We start from the raw sequence: 24,850 nt of genomic DNA on the forward strand, positions 1-24,850 counted from the left end.
GGCGGCTGACCGCCTCGACCGAGGGCGCCAGCCGCCGATCGGTCGTATTGACATGGACGATCGGCCAGAATGCCGAGACAACTGCCAGGACAACGGAAATTGTCCGCGGGATGAACTCGCCAGGACCGGAAAGCGTCCGTACAGTGGTGCCGCCCCCCGACCACGCGAACTGGAGCAAGCATGCCGGTTCAGACCAGCGGTCGCCCGCCGGCGCTGGAGCCATCCCGCCCGTCCGCCCGAATCCCCGTCGGTGTCCCCCAGCAGCCCGGTCCGGGCGGGAGATCGACCGGCACCGCGTACGGCCGGCCCGCCGGCGGCACGCCGGACGCTCCGTCGAAACGCAGGCCCAAGCGTCGCAAGGATCCCCTCTGGGCTCGCATCACGCTGATCTTCGGTGCCGTGCTGATGGTGACCAGCGGCGCCGCGATCGTCGGCAGCAAGGCCGTGATCGGTCAGGCCACCGGCAACATCGCCCAGGGCAATCTCCTCGGCGACGCGGGGAAGTCCGACGCCGAGGGCGGCGCGAGCCTCAAGGGTCCGATCGACATGCTGCTGCTCGGCGTGGACGCCCGCCAGTCGTGGGCCGCCGACGACGTGCGGGCGGACAGCATCATCGTGCTGCACATCCCGGCCACCCACGACCAGGCCTACCTGATCTCGATCCCCCGGGACACCGAGGCCGAGATCCCCGCGTTCGCCAAGAGTGGCTGGAACGGAGGCGTCGACAAGATCAACGCCGCCTTCCAGCACGGTGCCAAGAACGGCGGAGGCTGGGAGGGTGGGGCCCAGTTGATGGCGCAGACCATCAAGAAGCTCACCGGGGTCAGTTTCGACGGCGCGGCGATCATCAACTTCGGCGGCTTCAAGAAGATCATCGACTCCCTGGGCTCGGTACGCATCTGCGTCAGCCAGGAGGTCGCGTCGCACCACATGTCGTACGTCGACGGCAAGCCGATGTGGAACGCGGACGCCAAGAAGACCGGCAAGGCACGGACCCCGGTGGTGCACAAGAAGGGCTGCCGGGAGATGGAGGGCTGGGCGGCGCTGGACTACTCCCGGCAGCGCTACGGCCTCACCGGCGGCGACTACGCGCGCCAGCAGAACCAGCAGCAGCTCATCAAGGCGATGGCGAAGAAGGCCAGCCAGAACGGCACGCTGACCAATCCGATCAAGCTGAACGGGCTGATCAAGGCGGCTGGCGAGGCGTTCATGCTGGACACCGGCGGCGTGCCGGTGGCCGACTTCGTCTTCACGATGCGCGGGGTCAGCGGCAGCGACCTGACGATGCTGCGCACCAACGGCGGCACCTTCAACGGCAACTCGAACAACCGGGAAGCCCTCAGCGAGCAGACCCTCGAGATGTTCCGGGCCGTCCGGCAGGACAAGCTGGCCGAGTTCGTGGTCGCCAACCCCGAGGTGCTCTCCACCCGCAAGTAGGGCGGAGAATTCCGCGATCGCCCCGGACGGAGCGTGAGCGCCCCGTAGCCTGACGTGAAGATTATTCACGTCAGGCGGGGAGGAACCACGTCCAGGTCGGAGCGGGACGGCCGGGAGCGGACGGAAGGCGTCGTGCGCGCCCGCCCCCGCTGGTCCCGGGTCCTGCTCGGCCTCGGGCTGACCCTCGTGCTGCTGGCCGGGCTCGCGGTGGTCGGCCTCCGCGTGCTCCAGGACCGGTACGACCGGGTGGTCGTCGAGGAGCAACTGCTCGACCCGGACGCCCGCCGCGACCGGACCGACCCGGACGGGCCGCTGAACTACCTCCTCGTCGGCACCGACCGCTGGCAGAGCGGCAGCGCCGAGGACCGCCGGGCCGACAGCATCCTCATCGTGCACGTCCCGGCCGGCGGACGGGAGGCGTTCCTGGTCTCCATCCCCCGCGACCTGCTGGTCCCCATCCCCGCCCGCACGGGCTACGGCGGCGGGCAGGACAAGATCAACGCGGCGTACGAGCACGGCGGCGGCGGGATGGGCGGCACCCGGTTGCTCTCGGCCACCCTGTCCCGGCTCACCGGGATCCGCTTCGACGGCGCCGCCCTGGTCGACTTCTCCGGCTTCCGCAAGGTCATCGACCTCCTCGGCGGTGTCCGCATGTGCGTCGACACCGAGGTCCGGTCGGTCCACACCGATCGGGTCTTCAGCCCCGGCTGCCGCCAGATGGACGGCGGCGAGGCGCTGGACTACGTACGCCAGCGCTACGACCTGCCGAACGGCGACTACGACCGGCAGACGCACCAGCAGCAACTGCTCCGGGCGATGCTGGACCGCGCCGGCCAGACCTCCCTGACCACCAACCCGGTCAAGCTCGACCAGCTCATCCGCGCGGTGGGCAACTCGCTCACCGTGGACACCAACGGCGTACCCCTGGAGGATCTCCTCCTCGCGCTGCGCGACCTGCCCTCGGACGCCCTGCGCGGGGTGCGGGTGCCGTCCTACCCGCAGACCATCGGCCAGGTCTCGTACGTGGTGCTGGAGAACGGCGGCGGCGGGCTGTTCGCCGCGGTCCGGGGCACCCGGATGCCGGAGTGGGCGCGGGCGAACCCCCGCTGGATCAACCAGCTCTGACCGACCGTGGGCCGCCGTTCGACGTTGGCCCGGCCCGCCCGACCGGAGGGTCTAGGCTTGGTGACCGTGTTCGGACCCCAGGTACCCACCGTGACCGTTCCCGAGATCGCCGACGACACCTACCTGCTCGACGTCCGGGAGGACGACGAGTGGGCCGCCGGCCACGCCCCGCAGGCCCACCACCTGCCGATGATGGAGCTGCCGGCCCGGATGGCCGAGGTGCCCACCGACCGCGACGTGGCGGTCATCTGCCGCTCCGGCGGGCGCTCCGCGCAGGTCGTCACCTACCTCATGCGCAACGGCTGGGACCAGGTGCGCAACGTGCGGGGTGGAATGGGCGAGTGGGCCGCCGCCGGCCGACCGGTGGTCGGCCAGGACGGGCAGCCGGGCCGGGTCCTGTAAGGGGCGCGCGGCATGGGCGGACCCCTGGTCTTCGCGCACCGAGGCTCGTCGTACGACCTCCCGGAGCACACCCTCGCCGCGTACCTGCGCGCCCTCGACGAGGGGGCGGACGGGTTGGAGTGCGACGTCCGGCTGACCCGGGACGGACACCTGGTGTGCGTGCACGACCGCAGGCTGGACCGCACCAGCAACGGTCGTGGACGGGTCAGCGTGCGTACGCTCGCCGAGCTGGAGAGTCTCGACTTCGGCTCGTGGCACCCCCGTGCCGTGCCCGCCGACGGCGACGAGGTCCTCGACGACTCGCGGACCCGGCTGCTCACCCTGGAACGGCTGCTGGATGCCGTCCGCGCCGCCGGTCGGCCGGTACGGCTGCTGATCGAGACCAAGCACCCCTCCCGCTACGGGGCGCACGTCGAGCGCCGGCTGGTCGAGCTGCTGCACCGCTACGGCCTGCACCGGCCCGCACCGGACGACCCGGTCCAGGTCACGGTGATGTCCTTCTCCCCGCTGGCCGTACGCCGGATCCGCACCTTCGCCCCCGCGCTGCCGACGGTGCTGTTGCTGGAGGTCCTTCCGCGCTGGCTGCGGCCCGGCCGACTGCCCTTCGGCACCCGCGTCGCCGGGCCCGGCATCGCGCTGGTCCGGGCCCGTCCGGGGCTCGTGCCCGCGCTGCGGGCGGCCGGCAACCAGGTGTACGTCTGGACCGTCAACGAGCCGGCGGACCTGGACCTCGTCCTGGCCGCCGGGGTGGACGGAGTCATCACGGACCGACCGGCGCTGGCGCTGGCCCGTCTCGGTCGGTGACCGCCCCGCCGGGGTGTCCGGGAGCCGGACGAGAGGGCAGACTCTCCCCATGCCGGAGCGTATCGACTTCCCCGCCCTCGTCGCCGGCCACACCGTGGTGATCGAAATGATCAATTCCGGGGACACCGGGCTGCCCGTCCTCAACCAGCTCCTCCGCGTCGCCCAGTCCGCGCTCGGCGCGGCCGGCATGGCGTTCGTCGAGTTCGCACCGACCGGGGGTCGGGTGATCGCCGCGACCGGCGCCGTCGAGTGGACCGTCGGCCGGCCGCTGCCGGTCGACGACCCGGCCACCGTCTGCCTGCTCTCCGGCGACCGGGTCCAGCAGGTCCGCACCGACCACCTCCGTGGCAAGCTCGCCGCGGAGCTGGCCGGCCGGGACCTGGTCACGATGGTGGTCTCGCGGGCCGAGATCGGGGGGCTGACCGTGGGCAGCCTGCACGCGCTCTACCCGGCCGGCGGCACCGAACCGGACGCCGAACAGCACGGGGTGATCGGCTACCTCGCCTCCTGCATCGCCCACATGTACGGCGACCAGAGCGGTCTGCCCGTGCACGGCGACGGCCCCGTCGTCGCGGCCCTCGCGGACGGGCTGGCCGTCGTCGACCGGGACAACCGGGTCCGGCTGTGGAACCCGGCCGCCGCCGAGGTCACCGGCCGTGCCGCCGCCCAGGCGCTCAACCAGCCCCTGCCGTTCCCGCTGCCTCCGTCCGGGCAGGTCCTCGACCACCGGCTGCCGGACGGCCGGTGGCTGCGGATCACCTCCGGCGAGCTGCCCGGACCCGGCATCCTGCGGGTGGTCACCTTCCGCGACATCACCGACCAGCAGCGCCGTGACCACGACCGGGACCTCTTCGTCGCGGTGACCAGCCACGAGCTGCGGACGCCCGTCACCGTCATCAAGGGGTACGCGGACACCCTGACCGACCACTGGGAGTCCCTGACCGAGACCGACCGGCGGCAGGCCGCCCGCGTCATCGGGCAGCGGGCGAACGAGCTGGCCCGCCTCGTGGACCGGCTGCTCTCCTCGGCCACCGGCGCGGGGCCGGGCGAGGAGCCGCCGGCGCTGTTCGACCTCGGTGACGCCCTGCGGGCGGCGATCGCCGACCTGCCCGCCGACCTGCGCCACCGGATGGTGGTCGACCTGCCGGCCGACCTGCCCCGGGCCCTCGGTCACCGGCCGAGCCTCGCCACCGTGCTCACCGAGCTGAGCACCAACGCCGCAAAGTACTCCCCGCCCGACACCCTGATCACCGTCACCGCGTCCTGCGACGGGCAGACCGTCTCCTTCCGGGTCAGCGACCAGGGCATCGGCATCCGCCCGGAGCACGTGGAACGCGCCTTCGACCGGTTCTGGCAGGGCGAGTCCGGTGACCGCCGTCGCTACCCGGGCGCCGGACTGGGTCTCTATCTCGTCCGCCGGATCGTTGAACTGCAGAATGGATGGGTATCCCTCCGACCGAGGGCCGCTGGCGGTACGGTCGCAGAGGTGCGGCTGCCCCGCGGGTGACCGGTGGTGGCCACGGGGGCGTGGAGGGGCGAGGTGGCGACGCAAGCTTCCGAACGAGCATGGTGCGTGGTGGTGCCCCACCACGGCACCGGAGCGCGGCTGGCGCGGCACCGGCTCGCCGCCGAACTGGGCCCGATCGTCCCGGCGCCCCGGCTGGCGGACCTGGTGGCCGTCCTGGCCGAACTGGTCGGCAACGCGGTCCGGCACGCCGACCCGCTGCCCGGCGGGGTGATCCGGGTGTCGTGGCGACTGGCCACGTCCCTGGACGGCCAGCGGATCCTGCTCCGCGTTACCGACGGTGGCGCCGCTGCGGGCCCCCGGATCAGGGCCGCCGACCCGGACGCCGCCGACGGCCGTGGCCTGCACATCGTCTCCGGGCTGGCCAACCGCTGGGGAGTGGAGCGGGACGGCCTCGGCCAGAGCGTCTGGGCCGAGTTCGACCCCGTCGCCGCACCCCGTCCGGACCTGGTGGTCGCCGGCTGAAGGTGGGTCCTCCCCACACGACCCGGCCCCGGCCTCTAGGCTGTCTCGCCGTGAGCAAGCGTCGAAAGAGCCAGCGAGCCGCGGACACCACTGCGAAGCGGGAGAAGGTGCGCGACATCTTCGTGCCCCGACCGTTCGAGGGGTTGGCCGACGAGCCGGAGTGGATCGCCCTGCGCGAGCTGGTGCCGGCCGCCTCCGCCCCGCTGAAGCTGGCCCCCGCGCTGGTGGAGGAGTTCGGCGACCGCGAGGTCGTCCTGGCCACCGTGCTCCCGATGGCCGCGCCGGCCATGTCGAAGCCGGACGGGCGGGTCTTCATCGGCCTTCAGCGCCACCAGCAGTCCGGTGACGTCTCCCGTGACCTGGCCGAGGCGCTGCTGTGCGCGCTGCGTACCGAGCCGGGCGGCCAGGTCGCCGTACCGCCGATGCCCGGCCCCGGCCCTCGGCTCCAGGACATCCTGGTGGACGGGCCGCTGGAGCTCACGATGCACGACGGCTTCGAGTTCTGGCTCGATCCGGGCGCGGCCGACGATCCGACCGTGCAGGCGTCCCTGGAGCGAGCGAACGCGGCGATCTACCCAACCGTCCGGCTGGCCGCCGCGCGGGCCGCGTACTGGTGCCAGGTGCCCGAGAAGGCACACGTGCGCTGGGTGCTCGGCGACGACGAGGACGCCGCCCTGGACGCGCTGGCCCGGCTCAGCGTCGCCGGCACCCTCACCCTCGGCGAGGGGACGAAGTTCGCCGGCATGTTCCGCGCCCACGGCCGTCTGGTCCCCGTCTGGGACCTGCCCGACGACGTCCCGGCCGCCGACTGGGAGCAGCCGGTCGCCGACTTCGCCAAGCGGTACGCCGACGCCCTCACCGACACCACCGGCCTGGACGCCGCCGGTCGCCGCGCCCGCCACGGCCTCCTCGGCCGCCAACTGACCCTCCGCTGACCGGGGCGGGTCGCACGGACGGCGCCCCCGCGGTGCCGCACCGTCACCGTCACCGTCGCCCCGCCGCGCCGTCACCGCGCGGTGCCGTCGCCGCCCCGTCGCGCCCGTCGCGCCCGTCGCGCCCGTCGCGCCCGTCGCGCCCGTCGCGCCCGTCGCGCCCGTCGTCGAGTGTTAAGAAGGGGCCCTTCCTCTACCGCAGGCGTTAAGAGGGGGCCCTTCCTTACCCCCGGAGGGGGTCGCGGACGAGGGGGCAGGACATGCAGCGCGGGCCGCCCCGGCCCGAGCCCAGCTCCGAACTGGCGATGGGGATGACCTCGATGCCGGCGCGTTCGAGCTGGGCGTTGGTTTCGGTGTTGCGTTCGTAGCCGACGCAGAGCCGGGGCGCGAGGGCGAGGGTGTTGTTGCCGTCGTCCCACTGCTCGCGTTCCGCGGTGACCGGGTCGAGGCCCGTGTCGATCACTCGGAGCTGGTCGAGGTCCATCGCGTCGGCGGCGGCCCGTAGGAACGGCGCCGGGCCGTCCACCCGCGGGTCCTCGCCGTCCGCGCCGGCGATGACCGTGTACGCCATGAGCGTGCTGGCGATGTTCGGGTACATCAGTACCGCGTCGACGTCGACCATCGTGCAGACGGTGTCCAGGTGCATGGTCGCCCGCTCCTGCGCGATCGGTACGACCAGGATGGTGTGCGCCAGGTTGGCGGCGAAGACCTGTCGGGCGAGGCGCTCCGCGCCGGCCGGGGTGGTCCGCTCGCCCACACCCACGGCGAGCACCCCGGGGGCGAGCAGCAGCACGTCGCCGCCCTCCAGGTGTTCCAGCTCCGGGTGGTAGACGAACTCGGTGCCGGCGAAGCGGGGATGGTGCCGGTAGATGGCGTCGGTCAGCGTGGTCTCCCGCCGCCGCGCCGGCATGGCGAGGCTGGTCACGCCGACCCGGTCGCCGATCCACACCGAGGAGTCCCGGGTGAAGAGCAGGTTCGGCAGCGGGTCGATGACGAAGTCGTGCCGGTCCATGAGCGTGTAGACCAGGCCGCCCGGCCGGTCCCGGCTGATCCGCAGCTCCTCGTGCGCCAGCCCGGCGATCAGTACGTCGGCCAAGGCGACGGGATCCAGGTAGGCCAGGTGGTCGGCGACGCGGGCGCGCAGCGAGTCGCCGAGGCGGGGCGAGCGGAGCACCTCCTCGGTGAGTTCGGTCCGCGCGTCCGCGACGGCGAGCGTCTCGGCCAGGAGGGTGGCGAGGTAGAGGACCTCGACGCCGCGCTCGCGCAGGGCGCCGGCGAAGGCATCGTGCTCCTCCTGCGCGCGGCCCACCCAGGGGATGGCGTCGAAGAGGAGCGAGTCGTTGTTGCGCGGGGTCAGCCGGGCGAGTTCCGGGCCGGGGCGGTGCAGCATCACCGTGCCGAGCCGGGCGACTTCGCTGTCCACGTAGTGGGTCACGCCTCGCAGCGTAGGCAGGGTTTGGCGGCATCCGGTAAAACAACTGTGGATGAATATGGCATTCATCCGCACTCATTCCGGCGTTCCAACTTGCCGAGCCGGGGGAGTAGCAACGTAGGGTAGTGAGAAGATAACTTCGAGGGACCTTTTGCCGGAGGTCGCGATGACTGTCTTTCCCGCTCGTCGAGCCGTACCGTCCGCCCGGGCACTGCCGCCCGCGGCGGTGCCACACCCCCGCGCGGAGAGCGCCGGGGTCCTCGCGCCGGTTCGTCCCTCCCCTCTGGAGTGGGCGCGTCGGCGGCGGGCCGAACGGGGCGCCCGGAGGTTGGAGGCGGCCGGCGCGCGGGCGCTCGGCCAACTCGACCACCTCGGTCCGTCCTGGCACGTCATCGAGTGGCCGCGCACCGACGCGAGCGACCTCCTGCTGGAGACCGACCAGGACGACCGGGCCGGCTTCCTCGCCATCGGCCCGAGCGGGCTCTTCGCGGTCACCATCGCCGACCACGGCCGGGCCCGGGTGCTCGTGGCCGGTGACGTGGTGCAGATCAACGGCAAGCGTCCCCCGTACGTGGCCGAGGCCCGCCGGGACGCCAAGCGGGCCAGTAAGGCCCTCTCCCAGGCCGTGGGGCTGCCGATCCCGGTGACGCCGGTGCTGACGTTCGTCGGCTCCGGCGTCATCAGCGTCTACGGCCTGCCCAAGGACTGCCTCATGGCCACCCACCGCGAGCTGGACCGCCTGCTCGTGGCCGGGGGCAGCCGGATCAGCCCGGCCACCGCCGAGAAACTCTCCCGGGTCGCGCAGCACCCGTCCACGTGGATGAACGGCACGTACCGTCCCGCCGCCGACTACCGGTGGTACGAGGAGGGCCGAACGGCCACTGACAAGCCGGCCGGCCGGCGGTAACGTCAGCCGCGACGCCACGCGGCCCGGGTGCGGTCGGCACCGTCGGTCGCGCCGTCGCCGGCCGCTCGGCCCGGGCACCCGACACCACCGGCGGCCCGGTGACACCAGCGCGGCCTGCGGCCCGCAGCCGTGACCGGCTAGCGTGGACATACCGTCGGTGTACATAGGAGGCGCGGTGGCCCACGTCGAACTCTCACTTTCGGACGTGTTCGTGCCGGCGGCAGGGACACCGACGGAGCAGGAGTCCGACAACTTCGGGCAGTGGTCGACGACCGTCTCCAACGCGGAGGAGCCGTGCCTCCTCATCGACGCCGAGACGAAGGTGGTGGCGGTCTCCGCCTCCGGCTGCGAGCTGCTCTGCCTGGGCACCCCGGAGGACCTCGTCGGGCTTCCGCTGCTGGACGGCGGCCTGCGGTTGCTCGACTTCACCGCCAACCCGCGGGAGCTGACCGAGGCGGAGATCGACAAGATCCCCCCGATGCTGGCCCTCACCTCCGGTCGCCTCGCTCGCGGGCTGCTCCGCATTCAGGCGGCATCGCAGGACGACCACGACGCGACCGTCGACGCGATCTCCACGCCGGTGCTGAGCAACGGGACGGTCGCCGGTTCCCTCACGTTCTTCTCCGAGGTCTGACCTGCGACCCGGTGTGGCGTTCGACGCACGCGGCGATGCTGGGGCGGGCGCTCACCGAGGCCGTAAGGTGCCCTCATGCTCGATATCGCTCTGCTGCCGGGGGAGTACGCCGTGTGCCGCCTGGCGGCCGCCTCCTCCCTGCCGCCCACCCTTCCGGGCGGGCTGAGCGACGGTGACGTCGTGACGGTCAGTTGGACCGCCGACGGGATCTCGGTGATCTGTCCCGCCGACCGGGCACCCGAACAGGCCGTGGTGGAGACCTCCTGGCGGTGCCTGCGGGTGTCGGGCCCGCTGGACCTCGCCGTGTCCGGCACCCTGGCGTCACTGGTGGATCCGATGGCCGCGGCCCGCGTCAGCGTGGTGGCCTTCTCCACGTACGACACCGACTATCTGCTGGTCCCGGCCGTACGGCTGAGCGAGGCCGTCATCGCGCTGGAGCGCGCCGGGCACCGCGTACTCACCTGACCTTCACCGCGCCGCCCGATCCTCCTACGATGGGCTCGGCCACCCCTGGCCGCAACGACGTTCCCCGATATCTCTCCCCGAGGACCGGTCCGTGCCGCCCACCCCGCTCCGCCGGTCCGTCCCGTGCCGGCGTCCGCATCCCGCTGCCCGGCCCGTCCGGCTGGCAGTCGTCGCGGTGCTGGCCGCGACGGCGGCAGTCGGCTGTGGCGCCCCACCGGAGTTGCGGCAGCCGGCCGCCTCGTCGACCCCTCGGGCGACCGGCGGCGCCGCGCCCAGCCCCACCGGTGGGCCTCCCACGCCGCCCGATACGCCCGCGCCCAGCGGCACGCCGGGGGTGGCCAGCCCGACCCCGTCCCCCGGGCTCACCGCCGTGGCCTGCGCCGACGGCCCGTCCGGGCAGCGGGTGACCGAGCTGGTACGCGGCCGGGCCGGTCTGCTCCCCCGCCACGCGACGGTCCGGGTCCGGACCGGTCCCCTGTGCGCCGGGGACTGGCACTACACCGTGCTCGACGTGACCGGGTACGAACAGCTGCACGTGGTGACCGAGGGCCCGGCACGGTCACCGCGTCTGGTGACCGCCGGCACCGACGTCTGCACCGTCGAGGTACGGGCCGCCGGTCCACCCGCCATCCGGACCCTGGCCTGCGACGGCGGCCCGACCGTCGGCGCGGGTGCGTAGGCTGACGGCATGCCCGGAACGCCACCGACCCGCTTCGTCTACCTGGGGCCCGAGGGCACCTTCGCGGAGCAGGCGCTGCACCGCGTGCCCGCCGCCGAGCGGGGCACCCGTACGCCCGCCCGCAGCGTCGGTGAGGCGCTGGAGAGCGTACGGGCCGGTGAGGCTGACGCGGCCCTGGTGCCGATGGAGAACTCGATCGGCGGCGCGGTCGGGGTGACCCTGGACGAGCTGGCCGAGGGCGAGCCGTTGGTGATCACCCGTGAGGTGATCCTGCCGGTGGAGTTCGTGCTGGCCGCCCGACCCGGCACGACGCCCGGGGCGATCCGCTCGGTCGCCGCGCACCCCCAGGCGTCCACCCAGTGCCGGAACTGGCTGCGCGCGCACCTGCCGGACGCGGTGGTGGTCGACGTGCTCTCCAACGGCGCGGCCGCGGCCGGTGCCGCCACCGGGGAGTACGACGCCGCGATCTGCGCCCCGATCGGGGCGAACCGGCACCGTCTGGAGGTGCTCGCCGACAAGATCGCGGACCATCCGGACGCGGTGACCCGGTTCGCGCTGGTGTCCCGCCCTGGCCCGCCGCCGCCCCCGACCGGCGACGACGTGACCTCGCTCGCCGTCTACATCGCCCACGACCGGGTGGGTGCGCTGCTGTCGGTGCTGATGGAGCTGGCCGTCCGGGGCGTCAACCTCACCCGCATCGAGTCCCGCCCCACCGGCGAGGCGCTGGGCCGGTACGTCTTCTTCCTCGACTGCAGCGGTCACGTCGCCGACGTACGCCTCGGCGAGGCGTTGCAGGGCCTGCGCCGGGTCTGCGCCGACGTACGGTTCCTCGGGTCGTACCCCCGGCACCGTTGGATCCCGGCGGCGGGCGACCGGCCGGTCCCCGCCCCCGCAGGCCTGTCCGACGCCGACTACGCCGACGCCGCCGCCTGGCTCACCCGCCTCCGCGCCGGCGACCTCACCTGAGGAGCAGGTGTCCCGCGTGCGGCGGGACACCTGCGGTCGGACGACGTCAGCTGAGGAGGCCGCCGAGGAGACCGCCCTGCTGCTCCTGCTGGCCGCTGCCCATGATCGGGGGCTCCTCGGAGGGCTGGACGACCACGAAGCCCTGACCGGCGAAGCTCATCGTGAACTGCTCACCGGTACGCCGGCCGAGCAGCGTGCCGAGGCCGAGCTGCTCCGCCCGGTGGTAGCCGGTCTGGAGGTTGGCCGACCAGCAGACCGCCGCCTGCGGGTCGACGTAGGTGGGTGCGTCGACGTTGAGGACCACCGGGGTGCCCCTGGTGGTGATGGCGATCCGGCCGTGGCCGCTGAAGACGCAGTTGAACAGCCCGGACGACGACGCCATGCCGGCCCCGCCGACCATCTTGATGTCGTAGTTGAGGGTGGACTCGAAGGCCAGCACGCTGGAGCCGTTGATGGAGAGCGCGTCGCCCGGCTCCAGGTCGATGACGTGCACGTCCTTGGCCAACTCGGCGAGGAAGACGTCACCCCGGCCGGAGACCTTCATCAGCGGGACGCCCTCGCCGGTGAGCTTCTGCTTGAGGAACTTGCCCAGCCCGCCGGAACCGAGCGCCTGGAACTGCACCTGCCCCTGGTAGGCGACCATCGACCCGACCCGGGCCATCGCCTCGCCGTTGAGCTCGATCTTCAACATCTTGGAGTTCTGCAGCCGCATGCCGGGCTGCGCGGACTCCTTCTCCAGGTTCTCCGCCGAGAACAGCTCGCTGCGCATGGAAGTGCCTCCTGAGATTTCACGATGTCTGCCTGCGAAGGTAGGTCAGGGGCGCAACCACCGGCCATCGGCTGAGCGGACTCACAGCCGGGTCTACGCCGGCTCTCAGGCCCAGCCCAGCTCGTGGAGGCGCTCGTCGTCGATGCCGAAGTGGTGGGCGATCTCGTGCACCACGGTCACCGCGACCTCGTCGACGACGTCGTCGTCGCTGTCGCAGATGCGCAGGATCGGATTGCGGTAGATGAGGATGCGGTCCGGCAGTACGCCGGAGTAGTCCCAGCCCCGGTCGGTGAGGGCGTGGCCCTCGTACAGGCCCAGCAGGTCCTCGCCCGGCGGTGGGTCGTCCTCGACGAGGATCACCACGTTGCTCATCAGGGCGAGCAGTTCCTCCGGTACCTCGTCGAGCGCCTCACCCACGAGGTCCTCGAACCGCTCCCGGCTCATCTCCACGGCCACCGCCCCATTGTCCCCGCCCCGCCGTTCCGCGTGGCCGGCGGCCGGGCGCGGAACGGCGGGGTACGGGTGTCAGGAGACGAGGCGGGCGTTCAGGGTGATCTCGGCGCCGGGAGAGAGCAGGCGCGAGATGGGGCAGTTCTGCTTGGCGGCCTCGGCCAGCTTGGCGAACTCGGCCTCGTCGATGCCGGGCACCTCGCCGACGGTGTCCAGCTCGATGCGGGTCACGGTCATGCCGGCGTCGGTCTTGTCCAGGTGCACCTTGGCGGTCGTCTCCACCGAGGTGGGGGTCGAACCGGCGTCGGCGAGCGCCTTGGAGAACGCCATCGAGAAGCAGCCGGCGTGCGCGGCCCCGATCAGCTCCTCGGGGTTCGTGCCCTCACCCTCCTCGAAGCGCGACTTGAAGGAGTAGTTGCCCTCCAGGCCGCCCTTGCCGGTGCGGACCGTGCCGGACCCCTCGGTGAGGTTGCCCTGCCAACGTGCGGAAGCGGTACGAATAGGCATGCCGATGACGCTAGTCGAAAGGGAACGGCCGGGCGACCGACCGCGCGAGCATCGGCTTCGCGGTTCGCCCCGTCGAGTGCTGGCTGTGCCATGATTCGGCGTGAGTCCGCCGACGCGGAAGGGTGACCGATGTCCCACGAAATCTCCATTCCCCGGCAGGAAGACCGGTCCGACGGCACCACCGTCGTGGAGTGGGGCGACACCGACCGGAAACCCCGGGGCCGGTTGGGGCGGTCCCTCACCGGGCTCGCGGGGGACCGACGGCTGCCGGTCGTGCTCGCCGGCCTCGGAGCGGCGGCCGGGCTGGCCTCCCTGGTCGGCGAGTGGCTGGTGCTGACCCTGCCGAACTCGGGCCCGAACGGGGAGCTGATCCGGGTGCCCGAGGGGGTTTCCGAGCTGGGTGGCTTCGGCACCGGGTACCTCGTCGGACTGCTGCTGCTGGGCTGCACGGTCGCGCTCGCGCTACGCGGCACCCCGCCCGTACGGCCGAATGCCCGGATCGCCGGTCTCGCCCTGGCGGTGGCCCTGCTGGCCCTGCTCGCCGCGGCCGCCGCGAACCTGGGTGACACCGACCGGCGGGCCCTCTACTACGGCGAGCAGGAGGGGTTCGCGGTCGAGTACGGGCGGGGACTGGTGACCGCCTTCGTCGCCTGCGCCCTCCTCGGCGCCGCGCTCTGGCCGACGCCGTCGAACGCCCCGGTCGAGGCGATGGACACCACCGTGTCCCCCCGTCGGCGCCGCTCCCGTGCCGACGACCCGGAGACCGACCTGCCCGCCCCCGCCGACCTGACCGTCGCGCCCACGATCCCCTTCGCCCGGCCCGAATCCTCCTCCTGACCTGCGCTGCCGGCCCCGACCGCCGGGCCACCGGGGGTGCGCCGGGCGTTGGCATCCGATTCGCCTGGAAGCCATGGTTGCGACCGGTTCCGCGAGGTACGGTTGCTGCCCGCCGTCACTCCGGGTCCGAGCACCGGAACGGCTGGTTGCGACGGCGGCGGGCGAAGGAGGAACGATGACCCGCCCGGGCCTGCCCAAGCTGATCGCCACCGACCTCGACGGGACGCTCGTCCGCAGTGATGACACGGTTTCCGCGTACACCCACGAGGTGCTCGACCGGGTGCGGGCCGCCGGGATCCCGGTGGTCGGCGCGACCGGCCGTGGTCCCCGGCTCACCGAGCTGACCCGCAACGACATCCGTGCCGCCGACTTCCTGGTGATGGCCGGTGGCGGCCGGGTGGTCGACCAGAGTGACCCCACCGGACCGGTGGTCCTGCGCGACGAGCGTCTGCGCGGCGAGGTGCTGACCGCACTGCTGACCGACCTGGAGGCCGCGGTCGGGCCGCTGACCGTGATGGTCGAGGCGTCCGACGAGCACGACGCGCCGCTCTGGGGCGACTACCACCCGAGCTGGCCCTACCCGGACCGGTTCGAGGCGCGCAGCCGTGCCGAATGCCTCTCCTGTGACGTGATCAAGGCTTTCGCGCGGACCGCCGACCACCACGTGGACGAGCTGCTGGACGTCGCGCGGCAGATCATCCCGTCGGACGTGGCCACGGTCACCCAGGCCGGGCTGGGCTTCATCGAGATCTGCCCGCCGGGGGTGGACAAGGCGACCGGGTTGAGCGTGGTGGCGCAGAGCCTCGGCGTCGATCCCGCCGAGGTGCTGGTCTTCGGGGACATGCCCAACGACCTCCCGATGTTCGCGTGGGCGGGCTGGTCACGGGTGGCGGTCTCCAACGCCCACCCGACGGTCCGCGCCGCGGCCGACGAGGTCATCCTGCGCAACGACGACGACGGTGTGGCGGTCTACCTGGATCGGCTACTGTCGCGCTGATGGGAGAGCGACCCCGGCTGATCGCCACGGACATCGACGGCACCCTGCTCCGGGACGACCGGACGCTCAGTCCGCGTACCGCCGACGTGCTCGCGCGGCTCACCGCGCACGGCACGCCGGTCGTGCTCGTCACCGGCCGTCCCATCCGCTGGCTCAAGCTGGTGTACGAGCAGCTGGCCGAGCCGCTGCCGGCGGTCTGCGCCAACGGGGCGGTCGTCTACGACCCGGTGAACGACGAGGTCCTGCGCGCCGACCCGCTCGCCCCCGAACTGCTGGCCGAGGTGGCCCGGCGGCTGCGTGCGGAGGTGCCCGAGATCAGCTTCGCGGTCGAGATCGTGGACGGCCGGGAAATGCGGCACGAGGCGCACTACCCGATGCGGTGGGACGCCGACCACGCCGCGATCCGGGTCGTGGAGACACCGGAGGAGCTGCTGGCCGCCCCGGCGGTGAAGTTGCTGGCCCGGGCCGGCGAGCAGGACCCGGACGCGTTCGTCGCGCTGGTCGCCGGCGCGGTGGCCGGGCTCGCCGAGGCGACCCACTCGTCGTACTCGGGTCTCGTCGAGATCTCGGGTGCGGGAGTGACCAAGGCGGCGGGGCTGGCCTGGTACTGCGCCCGGCACGGCATCGACGCCGCCGACGTGATGGCCTTCGGGGACATGCCCAACGATCTGCCGATGCTCACGTGGGCCGGCCGGGCGGTCGCGGTGGCCAACGCCCACCCGGCCGTCCTGGAGATCGCCGACGAGGTGACGGCGGCCAACACGTCCGACGGCGTGGCCGCGTACCTGGAGAAGGTCTTCGGGGTGGGGTGAGCGGCCGGCCGGCCCGCGACCGGCCGGCCGCCGACGGTCAGAGGTACTGGCCGGTGCTGTGTCCCTCGCCGCCCTGCGGCTGGCCTGGGCCGGGCATGCCCGGCATGATCCCGCCGGGACCGCTGGGCAGCGCCTGCCGGCCGGAGCGCATCTGCTCCAACTGCACCCGGGCAGCCATCTGCTGTGCCACGAGGGCCGCCTGGATGCCGTGGAACAGGCCCTCCAGCCAGCCGACGAGCTGGGCGTGCGCGATGCGCAGCTCGCCCTCGCTGGGTGCCTTCTCCTCGGTGAAGGGCAGCGAGATGCGTTCCAGCTCCTCCCGCAGCTCCGGGGCGAGCCCCTCCTTCAGTTCCACGATCGAGCGCTCGTGGATCTCCCGCATCCGGTGCCGGCTGGCGTCGTCCAGCGGCGCGGCCTTGACCTCCTCCAGCAGCTGCTTGATCATGCTGCCGATCCGCATCACCTTGGCCGGCTGCTCGACCAGTCGGGTCGGGTCCTCGCCGCCGCCCTCGTCGGCCTGCACCGTGCCGACCGGCCGGCCGTCCGGGCCGATCACCACGACCGTGCCCGAGTGTCCGGTGCCGTCCTGCTCCGGCTCGTCGTTCTGTCCCGCGGAGTGCGTCTGGGTCATGGCACCCATCTTTACCCAGCCGCGCCTGCCCATGCGTCCGGGGACCGACTCCCGGCGGGTATCCGCTCCGTCGGCCGCGCTACCGTCGCGCCATGTCCGCCGACCCGCGCGCCGTGCTCAGTCGTCCCGCCCCGGCACCGGACGCGACCGTCGCCTACGGCGACCATCCGGACCAGGTGGCCGACCTGCGCCGTCCCGCCGGCTCCGGTCCGGCCCGGAGGCTGGTCGTGGTGGTGCACGGGGGCTTCTGGCGGGCGGAGTACGACCGCCGGCACACCGGACCACTGGCCGCCGCGCTGGCCGCGCTCGGGCACCCGGTGGCCCAACTGGAGTACCGCCGGACCGGCCAGCCCGGTGGCGGCTGGCCGGGCACGTTCACCGACGTCCTGACCGGCGTGACAGAGCTGCCCCGGCTGGCGGCGGAGGCGCTGCCCGGGCGGGTGGCTCCCGGTGCGCCGGTTCTGGTGGGGCACTCCGCGGGCGGCCAGCTCGCCCTGTACGTGGCGGCGACCGCTCCGGCCGCGGTGGCGGGCGTCCTGGCCCTGGCCCCGGTTGCGGACCTGGCCGAGGCGTACCGGCGGGATCTGGACTCCGGCGCGGTGGCCGCCCTCCTCGGCGGCGGCCCGGACGACGTGCCCGACCGGTACGCGGCGGCCGATCCACGGAGGCTGGTGCCGAGTCGGCAACGCACAGTAGTCGTCCACGGGACGTTGGACCGGCAGGTACCGGTCGCCATGAGCCGCGACCTCGTCGCCACCGGGCAGGCGGCCGGCGCCGAAATAGCGCTTGTCGAGCTGCCCTTTTGCGAACATTTCGGGCTCATCGACCCGGAGTCGGAGGCCTGGCCGCACGTTGCCACTGCGTTGCGGAATCTTGTTGAAGATCATTAGGCATTGACGGAGCGTCGCCAACCAGGTAGAACGCCGGAGGGGCGCTGACCGCCCTGCAACGCTTCCGGGGGAAGGAACTCGGTGTCGCAGATCAACCGCAGGCGAGCACTCCAGCTGCTGGCCGCGCTCGGTACGACCGGACTGGTGGCCGCCTGCGGCTCGGACGAGGACCCGGAGGGCGCCTCGACCGGTGACGGGCGCCCGATCAAGATCGGCCTCGTCGCACCGACGTCCGGCGCCTACAAGGCCATCGGCGACGAGATCACCAACGGGTTCCAGCTCTTCCTGGAGCTGAACGACCGGAACCTGGGCGGGCACCCCGTCGAGCTGCTCACCGCCGACGAGGGCGCGAGCGGGGCGACCGGCAAGGCAGCCGTCGAATCGCTGCTCAAGCAGGGCGTACTGGCCCTCACCGGCGTGGCCAACCCGGCCGTCATGTTGGGCATCCGGGACACCGTCGAGCAGGCCCGGGTGCCGCTCGTCGGCTCCAACGCCTCGCCGACCAGCCTGCAGAGCGTCGTCTACATCTGGCGCACCTCGTACGTGCTGGACGAGGCGGGCCGGGCCCTCGGCCGGCACCTGCGCGACCGGCTCGCGCCGTCCGACAAGGTCGCGATCATCATGCCGAACACGCCGGCCGGCCAGGACGTACTGCGCGGCTTCCGGCGGGACTTCGGCGAGACCGACAGGCGGATCAAGGGCCCGGTCGTGTGGACCGCGCCCCTCGCGAATCCCGCCGACCCGGGGAAGACCGAATTCGTGGCGGACATCCGACGGGCGATCAAGGGCAAGCCCGCCGCGCTCTTCTGCTTCTACGACGGGCCCGCGGCGACCGAGTTCATCCGGCAGCTGCGCGGCGAGGGCTACAAGGGCAAGGTCTACGCGCCCGGCTTCCTCACCGAGGGCAGTGTGCTGGAGAGCTTCGCCAAGAACCCGGAGACCGCCCTGGGCATCCAGACCGCGCTGAACTACTCGGCCGACCTCGGCAACACGGCCAACCGGGTCTTCGCCTCCGCGTACCGCAAGAAGCACAACACCACCCCGACCACGTACGCGATGGCGTCGTACGACGCCGCGCAGGTGCTCGACCAGGCGATCCGTCTGGCCGGGCAGAACCCCAACTCGCAGCAGGTCAACCTGGCCCTGGGCAAGATCGGCCAGATCGACAGCCCGCGCGGTACCTGGCAGTTCAACCAGCCGCGTACCCCGCAGCAGAAGTGGTACCTCCGCGAGGTCCAGCTCGACGGTCAGGTGCTCTCCAACGTCCTGATCAACGAACTCGCCACGCTCGGCTGAGGTCGCGTACGAGGAAGGGCCGGCCCCGTGGGGCCGGCCCTTCCTCGTGTGTGTCCGATCAGTGGCGCAACTCGGCGATGCAGCACTTCACGCTGCCGCCGCCCTTCTTCAGCTCGCCCAGCTCCACCGGCACCGGGTGGTAGCCGGCGGCCTTGAGCTTGCCCGCGAGCCGCGTCGCCTCGCTGTTGAGCACGACGTTGAGCCCGTCGCTGACCAGGTTCAGGCCGAAGGCCAGCGCGTCCTCGTCGTCGGCGATCACCGCGTCCGGGAAGAGCTGCGTCAGGACCCTCTGGCTGGCCGCCGAGAAGGCGCCCGGGTAGTAGACGACGTTCTCGTCGTCGATCGAGGCGAGCGCCACGTCCAGGTGGTAGAACCGCGGGTCGACCAGGCGCAGCGACACCACCGGCCGGCCGAGCGCCTCCTGCGCCTCGGCGTGCGCCGGCAGCTCGGTGCGGAAGCCGTGACCCGCGAGGACCAGGCCACCATGGGCCTCCGGCAGGTACGCGAAGTCGCCCTCGCCCTCGTTGGTCTCGCTCGGCGCGATGAACCGCCAGCCCTGCGACTCGTAGAAGGCCCGGTGCGCGGCGGCCTCGGCGGCCCGCTGCTCGTGCTTGAACTGCGCGCCGTACACGGTGCCGTCGACGACGAACGCGCCGTTGGCCGCGAAGACCATGTCCGGCAGGCCCCGCTGCGGGGTCAGCAGGTGCACGTCGTGACCGAGGCCGACCAGGGTCTCCCGCAGACGGTCCCACTGCTTGACCGCCAACTCCGCGTCGACCGCGGTCGTGACGTCCATCCACGGGTTGATCGCGTACTCGACCGCGAAGTGCTCAGGCGAGCACATGAGATATGTCCGCTTTCGCGAGACTCGCTGCTGGTTCACGGTGACCAAGGGTAGGTACCGTAGAACTTTGGTAACAGCCAGAACCATTGCTTCTCAGAGGCGGAACGTTGCAGATAGATGCCGTAGACCAGCGGATCATTGCGTTGCTCGTCGCCGACGCCCGCGCCTCGTACGCGGACATCGGACAACGGGTGTCGCTCTCCGCACCGGCCGTCAAAAGACGCGTCGACCGGCTGCGCTCCGCCGGGGTCATCAAGGGATTCACGGCCGTCGTGGACCCGGCCGCCGTCGGCTGGACCACCGAGGCGTTCGTGGAACTGTTCTGCGCCGGCCGGACCACCCCCGTGCAGATCGGTGTGGCCGTCCGTCGGCACCCGGAGGTGGTCGGCGCGTACACGGTCTCCGGTGAGGCCGACGCCCTCGTGCACCTGCGGGCCGCCGACATCGCGCATCTGGAGGCGGCGTTGGAGCGGCTGCGCGCGGAGTCCTTCGTGACCTCGACCCGCAGCACCATCGTCCTCTCCCGGCTGGCCGAGTCCCCCGGCGTCGGCCCGTCCACCGGCTGACGGGGCACCCTCCGGATCCGACGGAACCCGACGGGCGTCGGGCGCGTCCCATCGGCCATGAAACGGGGAATGCTCGCCGCCGGCACGCTGCTCGCCCTCGTCCCGCTCTCCGGGAGCACGCCCCTCCTTCCGGCCGCCGACGGGTCCACCACCGCGGCCGTTGCGGTGTCCGCCCCCGGCGCGGCGGCACCGGCCCCCGACCCGATCTCGTACGACTCCTGCGCCGAGGCGCTGGCCGACCTGCGGTCGGTGGCGACCGCGTCGGTGGGCCCGTGGGGTTTCGTCGGCGACGACACCGCCTGGATCGGACAGCGCCTGGGCGGCCCCATGGTGGCGGCGGGTGCCGCGGACCGCCGGGAGGGCAACCGTCCCGAGCACTCCACGACGAACGTGCAGGAGATCGGCGTCGACGAACCCGACCTGGTCAAGACCGACGGACGGCGCATCGTCACGGTGACCGGTCAGGTCCTGCGGGTGGTCGACCCGGCGACCCGCCGCGTCGTCGGCCGGCTGGACCTGGCCGACGGCCCGGACGACCGGGGGGGACGCAACGACCTGCTGCTGCACGGTGACCGGGCGCTGGTGCTCACGGACGTCTTCACGCCGGTGACATCGGGCCGGGAGAGGCCCAGCGGCCCCGCGTTCGGCGGCACGAAGCTGGTCCTGGTCGACCTCGCCGGCGCCCCCCGCGTGCTCGGGACGTACCGGATCCAGGGCAACCGGCTCGACGCCCGCCAGACCGGCGGCACCGCGCGCGTGGTGGTCCGGTCCGCCGCCCGCGTCACCTTCCCGCCGTTCGACAGCCAGCAGAACGACCCGGACGCCCGCGCGACCGCGGCCAACCGGGCGGCGGTCGCCACCGCCGGCATCGACGCCTGGCTGCCGGAGTATGAGTGGACGGCCGGCTCGCAGCGGCACACCGGACGGATCGGCTGTGACCGGCTGAGCCGCACCGAGCGGGCCGACGGCTCCGCCGTACTCACCGTGCTCAGCTTCGACCTGGGCAGCGGTCGGCTCGGTGACGGCGACCCGGTCAGCGTCGCCACCCACGCGGACACCGTCTACGCCACCGGGGACAGCCTCTACCTGGCCGGCGTGCGGGGGGTGGGCGCGTCGGACCCGCGCCGCTGGATCCGCCCCACCGGGGCGCTCACCACCGACATCCACCGGTTCGACACGAGCGCACCCGGTCGACCCCGGTACGCCGCCGCCGGCTCGGTGCCGGGTTGGCTCGTCGACCGGTACGCGCTGTCGGAGTGGCAGGGCCACCTGCGGGTGGCGACGACCTTCGCGGCCGCCGGACGCACCTCCGAGTCCGGTGTGCACGTGCTGCGACAGCAGGGCGCCACGCTCGTCGGAGTCGGCGCGGTGAGCGGCCTGGGCCGGGGAGAGCGGATCTACTCCGTGCGCTACCTCGGCGCCACCGCGCAGGTGGTGACGTTCCGGCGCACCGACCCGCTCTACACCCTCGACCTGACCGATCCGGCCGCGCCCCGGGTCACCGGCGAGTTGAAGATCACCGGCTACTCGTCGTACCTGCACCCGGTGGGCGACGGGCGGCTGCTCGGTGTGGGCCAGGAGGCGGACACCGACGGGCGGGTGCGGGGCGTCCAGGTCTCCCTCTTCGACGTGCGCGACCCGGCCCGCCCGATCCGGCTCGACCGGTGGCACGTGCCCGGCGACACGTCGGCGGCCGAGTACGACCCGCACGCCTTCCTGCACGACCCGGCGTCCGGGCTGGTCGCCGTTCCGGTCGGCGACGGCGTACGCCTGCTGCGGGTCACCGGCGACGCGCTGACCGAGAGCGGCACGGTGTCCCACCCGTCCGTCACCCGGTCGCTGCTGGTCGGCGGCGTGCTCTGGACGGTCTCCGAGACCGGCCTACGGGCGAGCGACCCGACCACCGCCCGGAGCCTCGCCTGGCTCCCCTCGACCTGACCCTCCCTCCCCCGGCGGGTGGGGCCCGGTTTCATTCGGGGTTACCGGGCCCCACCCACCGTCAGCGGGGCGGCGGTGTCACAGGTACATGCCGGTGCGGTGCTCGTCCTGGCCGCGCTGGGTGGGCTTGTCGCCCTCGCCGAAGAAGCGCTTGCCGCCGAACTCGCCGTGCAGCCGGTCGTCCAACTCGTCCGCGAGACCGGTCATCACCTGCACGGCGAGCATCAGGTGGGTGGCCTGGAAGTTGCGCCCGAACACCGGGATCGAGGCCCACACCGTGTCGTCCGCGCAGTAGAGCCGGCCGATCGGCATCCGGTTGGTCAGCTCGGACAGCTTCACGTACAACCGCTCGGTCGGCTCCACCTCGGTCAGGACCGGAGAGAACACGTCGACCAGGGGCGGGTTGTCCCGCACCCGGACGAAGACCATGGCCGAGCCGGCACGGATGGTGATGTCGCCGTCCGAATCGACCTGGAGACGGTCCTCGTCCGACTTGAGCATCGTCGAGACGACCGCCCGCACCCGCTCGGCCAGTCCCAGCACGTCGTCCCCGGTGGGCTGCGCGGCGGCCTTCGCCAGCGCCTCGTCCAGGTCGGCCTCGACGTTCCGGTCCGGGCCGAACTCGCTGCGGGCCGTGCCCAGCGGCCCGCCCTCCAGCGACTCGCCCTCGGCGTCGTGGATGAGGTAGACGAGGAAGGCCGGGTGCGGGGCGCCGTAGACGTCCCGCAGGGTCCGGGAGAAGAGCGCCGCGAGCTTGGTGGTCTCCTCGGGGCCGCCGTGCAGCCCGAAGTGCTCGCCGGAGCCCTCCAGCACGCCCGGCGGGGACCAGCCCAGCGCGACCATGTCGGCCACCGCGGCCCGGTTCAGCCGGTAGCCCTGCGGGAGGCTCGCGTTGCCCACCGCACGGGCCGCCAGCGACCGGTCCGCTTCCACGTCGATGCTGATCGAGTAGACGGCGTCACCCGTGCCGGAGGCGGTCGGGTCGAGGGTCAGCTCGACGTGGGAGCCGCCGGGCAGCTCCGCCAGCCGCTCGGCCAGCGCCCGGGCGAACTCCCGCCACGCCTGCGTCACCTTCGCGCGCAGGTCCGCCGTGGTGGGCTCGTCCAGCAGGATCGACTCGTGGTGCTCCGGCAGGCTGCCGGGCGATTCACCAGCCGGCGCCGAGGGGTGGTCTGCCGTCATGATCGCCTCCGTCCGTCAAGGTCACCCTACCCACGGAACCGGGGGCGCAAATCAACGCCGACCGGGATCGGACAACGGCGGCGGGCCGTTCAGGCCGGGTTCCCGCCGGAACGCTCGGCGCCGAGTTCCACCGGCCAGCTGGCGGCGAGGTCGCGGAGCCGGGCCGCGGCACCGGCCGGGTCCGCGCCACGACCGACCGCGAGCCCCAGGAGGTACGCGCTGACCGGCGCGCCCGGCCGCAGGACCTGGTGCGCCACGTCGCGGGCCAGGTCGAGCACCGCCGGCACCGGGACCTCTGCGGGGTTCAACCCCAGTTCGGCGCAGGCCGCCGTGACCCAGTCGTCCATCACCGTCATCGCGCCCACTCCTCCGCCCGGCGTACGTCCTCGTCAGTGTCGCAGTCGAACCACGGCGGCGGGCCGTCCGCGGACCACGGCACCTCGACGACGGTCAGCCCGGCGAGCACCGCCCGCAGCGGAGCCCCGGCGAGCGACCCGCCCCGCTCGGCGGCGAGCCGGTGCACGGCCCCCCGTAGCGCGTCGACCCTCCACACCCCGCACAGGGTCTGCCGCCGCCCTCCGGCGTCCACGAAGCAGACCCCGTCGATCGTCGCGGCGTCCTCGGCGCCCGGCGCGGCGTCCTCGGCGCCCGGCGCGGTGCCCTCGGCGCCCGGCGCGGTGCCCTCGGCGCCCGGCGCGATCGGCCGCGCGTGGACCGGGTGCATCCCGCTGCGGTCGGGGCCGAGACGGTCGAGCAGGTGACCGACCGCGTCACGGGTGAGCAGGGGCAGGTCGGCGGCGAGCAGGGCGACAACGGTCGCCGAGGCCGGCAGCAGGGCCAGCCCGGCGGCGAGCGCGGAGACCGGCCCGCCGCCGGGGGGCTGCTCCCGGGTGACCAGCACCCCGTCGAGCGCCGCCACTGACCCGCCGTGCGGCTGCTCGCCGCCGACCAGCGCCCCGACCAGCTCGCCGGCTGACGGTCCGGCGGACGATTCGGCCGACGGCCCTGCCGACGGCCCGCCGGACCATTCGGCCGACGTTCCGGGCATCGGACCGACCAGGATCCGCGGGTCGGCGTCCGGCACCGCCGCCAGCACCCGGTCCCGCATCGGTCGGCCGGCGACCAGGCGGGCCGGCTTGTCCGTCCCACCCATGCGTCGGGCGGCGCCCCCCGCCAGCACCACCGCCGCGTATCCACCCATCCGGACACGGTAGCCCCGCGATCGCCTCCGAGAACGTGTTGATCGACTCGGTGTCAGTGACGTCGGGGTGTCGACCTGCCGTGGACACCCCGACTTCAGTGACGTCGAGTCGATCTTTCAGTGGCGGAGTCCGCATCGCACGGGGCCGGTGCGGACG

Annotated in this window: 28 protein-coding genes; 19 read left to right on the forward strand and 9 right to left on the reverse strand. The window is 72.9% G+C overall.

What is annotated here, in order from left to right; all coding sequences use genetic code 11:
* Positions 1-180 precede the first annotated feature (180 nt).
* From ACTMSW_RS23630 to ACTMSW_RS23660, 7 genes are all read left to right on the forward strand, one after another.
* The gene (locus ACTMSW_RS23630) at positions 181-1,437 is read left to right on the forward strand and encodes an LCP family protein (protein ID WP_441182866.1); all 1,257 of its coding nucleotides are present in this window, start codon (positions 181-183) and stop codon (positions 1,435-1,437) included.
* A gap of 132 nt (positions 1,438-1,569) precedes the next feature.
* The gene (locus tag ACTMSW_RS23635; protein ID WP_441182867.1) at positions 1,570-2,562 is read left to right on the forward strand and encodes an LCP family protein; all 993 of its coding nucleotides are present in this window, start codon (positions 1,570-1,572) and stop codon (positions 2,560-2,562) included.
* Between the two features lie 66 nt (positions 2,563-2,628).
* The gene (locus tag ACTMSW_RS23640; protein WP_441182868.1) at positions 2,629-2,964 is read left to right on the forward strand and encodes a rhodanese-like domain-containing protein; all 336 of its coding nucleotides are present in this window, start codon (positions 2,629-2,631) and stop codon (positions 2,962-2,964) included.
* Between the two features lie 12 nt (positions 2,965-2,976).
* Positions 2,977-3,768 carry a glycerophosphodiester phosphodiesterase gene (locus tag ACTMSW_RS23645; protein WP_441182869.1) on the forward strand — a complete coding sequence of 264 codons (792 nt, stop codon included), beginning with the start codon at positions 2,977-2,979 and terminating at the stop codon, positions 3,766-3,768.
* Between the two features lie 49 nt (positions 3,769-3,817).
* A complete protein-coding gene (locus ACTMSW_RS23650; RefSeq protein WP_441182870.1) occupies positions 3,818-5,275 on the forward strand; it encodes a PAS domain-containing sensor histidine kinase in 1,458 nt (485 codons plus the stop codon).
* Between the two features lie 66 nt (positions 5,276-5,341).
* Positions 5,342-5,758, forward strand: coding sequence for an ATP-binding protein (locus ACTMSW_RS23655; RefSeq protein WP_441182871.1), 417 nt, complete (start codon positions 5,342-5,344; stop codon positions 5,756-5,758).
* A 50-nt stretch (positions 5,759-5,808) separates the two neighbouring features.
* Positions 5,809-6,693, forward strand: a complete 885-nt coding sequence (locus ACTMSW_RS23660) for a DUF5926 family protein (RefSeq protein ID WP_441182872.1) — start codon at positions 5,809-5,811, stop codon at positions 6,691-6,693.
* Between the two features lie 220 nt (positions 6,694-6,913).
* On the opposite strand, the gene ACTMSW_RS23665 is transcribed toward ACTMSW_RS23660, so the two are convergent.
* Positions 6,914-8,080 carry an arginine deiminase gene (locus ACTMSW_RS23665; RefSeq protein ID WP_441182957.1) on the reverse strand — a complete coding sequence of 389 codons (1,167 nt, stop codon included), beginning with the start codon at positions 8,078-8,080 and terminating at the stop codon, positions 6,914-6,916.
* A gap of 208 nt (positions 8,081-8,288) precedes the next feature.
* Between ACTMSW_RS23665 and ACTMSW_RS23670 the strand changes: the two genes are divergently transcribed.
* From ACTMSW_RS23670 to pheA, 5 genes are all read left to right on the forward strand, one after another.
* Positions 8,289-9,029, forward strand: coding sequence for a hypothetical protein (locus ACTMSW_RS23670; RefSeq protein WP_441182873.1), 741 nt, complete (start codon positions 8,289-8,291; stop codon positions 9,027-9,029).
* Positions 9,030-9,204: 175 nt separating this feature from the next.
* Positions 9,205-9,663 (forward strand): hypothetical protein, encoded by a 459-nt coding sequence (locus ACTMSW_RS23675; RefSeq protein ID WP_441182874.1) that lies wholly within the window; start codon positions 9,205-9,207, stop codon positions 9,661-9,663.
* Positions 9,664-9,738: 75 nt separating this feature from the next.
* Positions 9,739-10,128 carry an ACT domain-containing protein gene (locus tag ACTMSW_RS23680; RefSeq protein ID WP_357029219.1) on the forward strand — a complete coding sequence of 130 codons (390 nt, stop codon included), beginning with the start codon at positions 9,739-9,741 and terminating at the stop codon, positions 10,126-10,128.
* Positions 10,129-10,288: 160 nt separating this feature from the next.
* Entirely contained in the window at positions 10,289-10,807 is a 519-nt protein-coding gene (locus ACTMSW_RS23685; RefSeq protein ID WP_441182958.1) for a hypothetical protein, read from the forward strand.
* Positions 10,808-10,816: 9 nt separating this feature from the next.
* Complete coding sequence (gene pheA, locus ACTMSW_RS23690) at positions 10,817-11,773, forward strand: prephenate dehydratase (protein ID WP_441182875.1); 957 nt, start codon at positions 10,817-10,819, stop codon at positions 11,771-11,773.
* A 46-nt stretch (positions 11,774-11,819) separates the two neighbouring features.
* On the opposite strand, the gene ACTMSW_RS23695 is transcribed toward pheA, so the two are convergent.
* From ACTMSW_RS23695 to ACTMSW_RS23705, 3 genes are all read right to left on the reverse strand, one after another.
* Positions 11,820-12,542, reverse strand: a complete 723-nt coding sequence (locus ACTMSW_RS23695) for an AIM24 family protein (protein ID WP_441182876.1) — start codon at positions 12,540-12,542, stop codon at positions 11,820-11,822.
* Positions 12,543-12,647: 105 nt separating this feature from the next.
* Positions 12,648-12,992: a metallopeptidase family protein gene (locus tag ACTMSW_RS23700; protein ID WP_441182959.1), complete on the reverse strand. Its 345-nt coding sequence runs from the start codon at positions 12,990-12,992 to the stop codon at positions 12,648-12,650.
* A 75-nt stretch (positions 12,993-13,067) separates the two neighbouring features.
* On the reverse strand, positions 13,068-13,499 hold the full coding sequence (locus ACTMSW_RS23705) for an OsmC family protein (protein WP_441182877.1): 432 nt from the start codon (positions 13,497-13,499) through the stop codon (positions 13,068-13,070).
* A gap of 129 nt (positions 13,500-13,628) precedes the next feature.
* Here ACTMSW_RS23705 and ACTMSW_RS23710 point away from each other — a divergent pair, with 129 nt between their 5' ends.
* From ACTMSW_RS23710 to ACTMSW_RS23720, 3 genes are all read left to right on the forward strand, one after another.
* Complete coding sequence (locus tag ACTMSW_RS23710; protein ID WP_441182878.1) at positions 13,629-14,336, forward strand: hypothetical protein; 708 nt, start codon at positions 13,629-13,631, stop codon at positions 14,334-14,336.
* Positions 14,337-14,511: 175 nt separating this feature from the next.
* On the forward strand, positions 14,512-15,333 hold the full coding sequence (locus tag ACTMSW_RS23715) for an HAD family hydrolase (RefSeq protein ID WP_441182879.1): 822 nt from the start codon (positions 14,512-14,514) through the stop codon (positions 15,331-15,333).
* Positions 15,333-16,145 (forward strand): HAD family hydrolase, encoded by an 813-nt coding sequence (locus ACTMSW_RS23720; RefSeq protein WP_441182880.1) that lies wholly within the window; start codon positions 15,333-15,335, stop codon positions 16,143-16,145. The genes ACTMSW_RS23715 and ACTMSW_RS23720 overlap by 1 nt, the downstream gene beginning before the upstream one ends.
* Before the next feature lie 37 nt (positions 16,146-16,182).
* On the opposite strand, the gene ACTMSW_RS23725 is transcribed toward ACTMSW_RS23720, so the two are convergent.
* Entirely contained in the window at positions 16,183-16,785 is a 603-nt protein-coding gene (locus ACTMSW_RS23725; RefSeq protein WP_441182881.1) for a bacterial proteasome activator family protein, read from the reverse strand.
* An 83-nt stretch (positions 16,786-16,868) separates the two neighbouring features.
* Here ACTMSW_RS23725 and ACTMSW_RS23730 point away from each other — a divergent pair, with 83 nt between their 5' ends.
* Positions 16,869-17,666 carry an alpha/beta hydrolase family protein gene (locus tag ACTMSW_RS23730; protein ID WP_441182882.1) on the forward strand — a complete coding sequence of 266 codons (798 nt, stop codon included), beginning with the start codon at positions 16,869-16,871 and terminating at the stop codon, positions 17,664-17,666.
* An 81-nt stretch (positions 17,667-17,747) separates the two neighbouring features.
* A complete protein-coding gene (locus tag ACTMSW_RS23735; RefSeq protein WP_441182883.1) occupies positions 17,748-18,962 on the forward strand; it encodes an ABC transporter substrate-binding protein in 1,215 nt (404 codons plus the stop codon).
* A gap of 58 nt (positions 18,963-19,020) precedes the next feature.
* Here the strand turns inward: ACTMSW_RS23735 and ddaH are convergent, their stop codons facing one another.
* Positions 19,021-19,854 carry a dimethylargininase gene (ddaH, locus tag ACTMSW_RS23740; protein WP_441182884.1) on the reverse strand — a complete coding sequence of 278 codons (834 nt, stop codon included), beginning with the start codon at positions 19,852-19,854 and terminating at the stop codon, positions 19,021-19,023.
* Between the two features lie 59 nt (positions 19,855-19,913).
* Between ddaH and ACTMSW_RS23745 the strand changes: the two genes are divergently transcribed.
* Positions 19,914-20,372: an Lrp/AsnC family transcriptional regulator gene (locus ACTMSW_RS23745; protein WP_441182885.1), complete on the forward strand. Its 459-nt coding sequence runs from the start codon at positions 19,914-19,916 to the stop codon at positions 20,370-20,372.
* Between the two features lie 57 nt (positions 20,373-20,429).
* Complete coding sequence (locus ACTMSW_RS23750) at positions 20,430-22,310, forward strand: beta-propeller domain-containing protein (RefSeq protein WP_441182886.1); 1,881 nt, start codon at positions 20,430-20,432, stop codon at positions 22,308-22,310.
* Positions 22,311-22,388: 78 nt separating this feature from the next.
* Here the strand turns inward: ACTMSW_RS23750 and ACTMSW_RS23755 are convergent, their stop codons facing one another.
* The 3 genes from ACTMSW_RS23755 to ACTMSW_RS23765 all read right to left on the reverse strand — a co-directional run bounded on the left by ACTMSW_RS23755 (position 22,389) and on the right by ACTMSW_RS23765 (position 24,693).
* Positions 22,389-23,492 carry a T3SS (YopN, CesT) and YbjN peptide-binding chaperone 1 gene (locus ACTMSW_RS23755; protein WP_441182887.1) on the reverse strand — a complete coding sequence of 368 codons (1,104 nt, stop codon included), beginning with the start codon at positions 23,490-23,492 and terminating at the stop codon, positions 22,389-22,391.
* An 89-nt stretch (positions 23,493-23,581) separates the two neighbouring features.
* The gene (locus tag ACTMSW_RS23760; protein WP_441182888.1) at positions 23,582-23,848 is read right to left on the reverse strand and encodes a DUF6457 domain-containing protein; all 267 of its coding nucleotides are present in this window, start codon (positions 23,846-23,848) and stop codon (positions 23,582-23,584) included.
* Positions 23,845-24,693: an NTP transferase domain-containing protein gene (locus ACTMSW_RS23765; RefSeq protein ID WP_441182889.1), complete on the reverse strand. Its 849-nt coding sequence runs from the start codon at positions 24,691-24,693 to the stop codon at positions 23,845-23,847. The genes ACTMSW_RS23760 and ACTMSW_RS23765 overlap by 4 nt, the downstream gene beginning before the upstream one ends.
* Positions 24,694-24,850: the final 157 nt, after the last annotated feature.

This window comes from Micromonospora sp. BQ11, from assembly GCF_052068135.1.
Lineage (GTDB): Bacteria > Actinomycetota > Actinomycetes > Mycobacteriales > Micromonosporaceae > Micromonospora.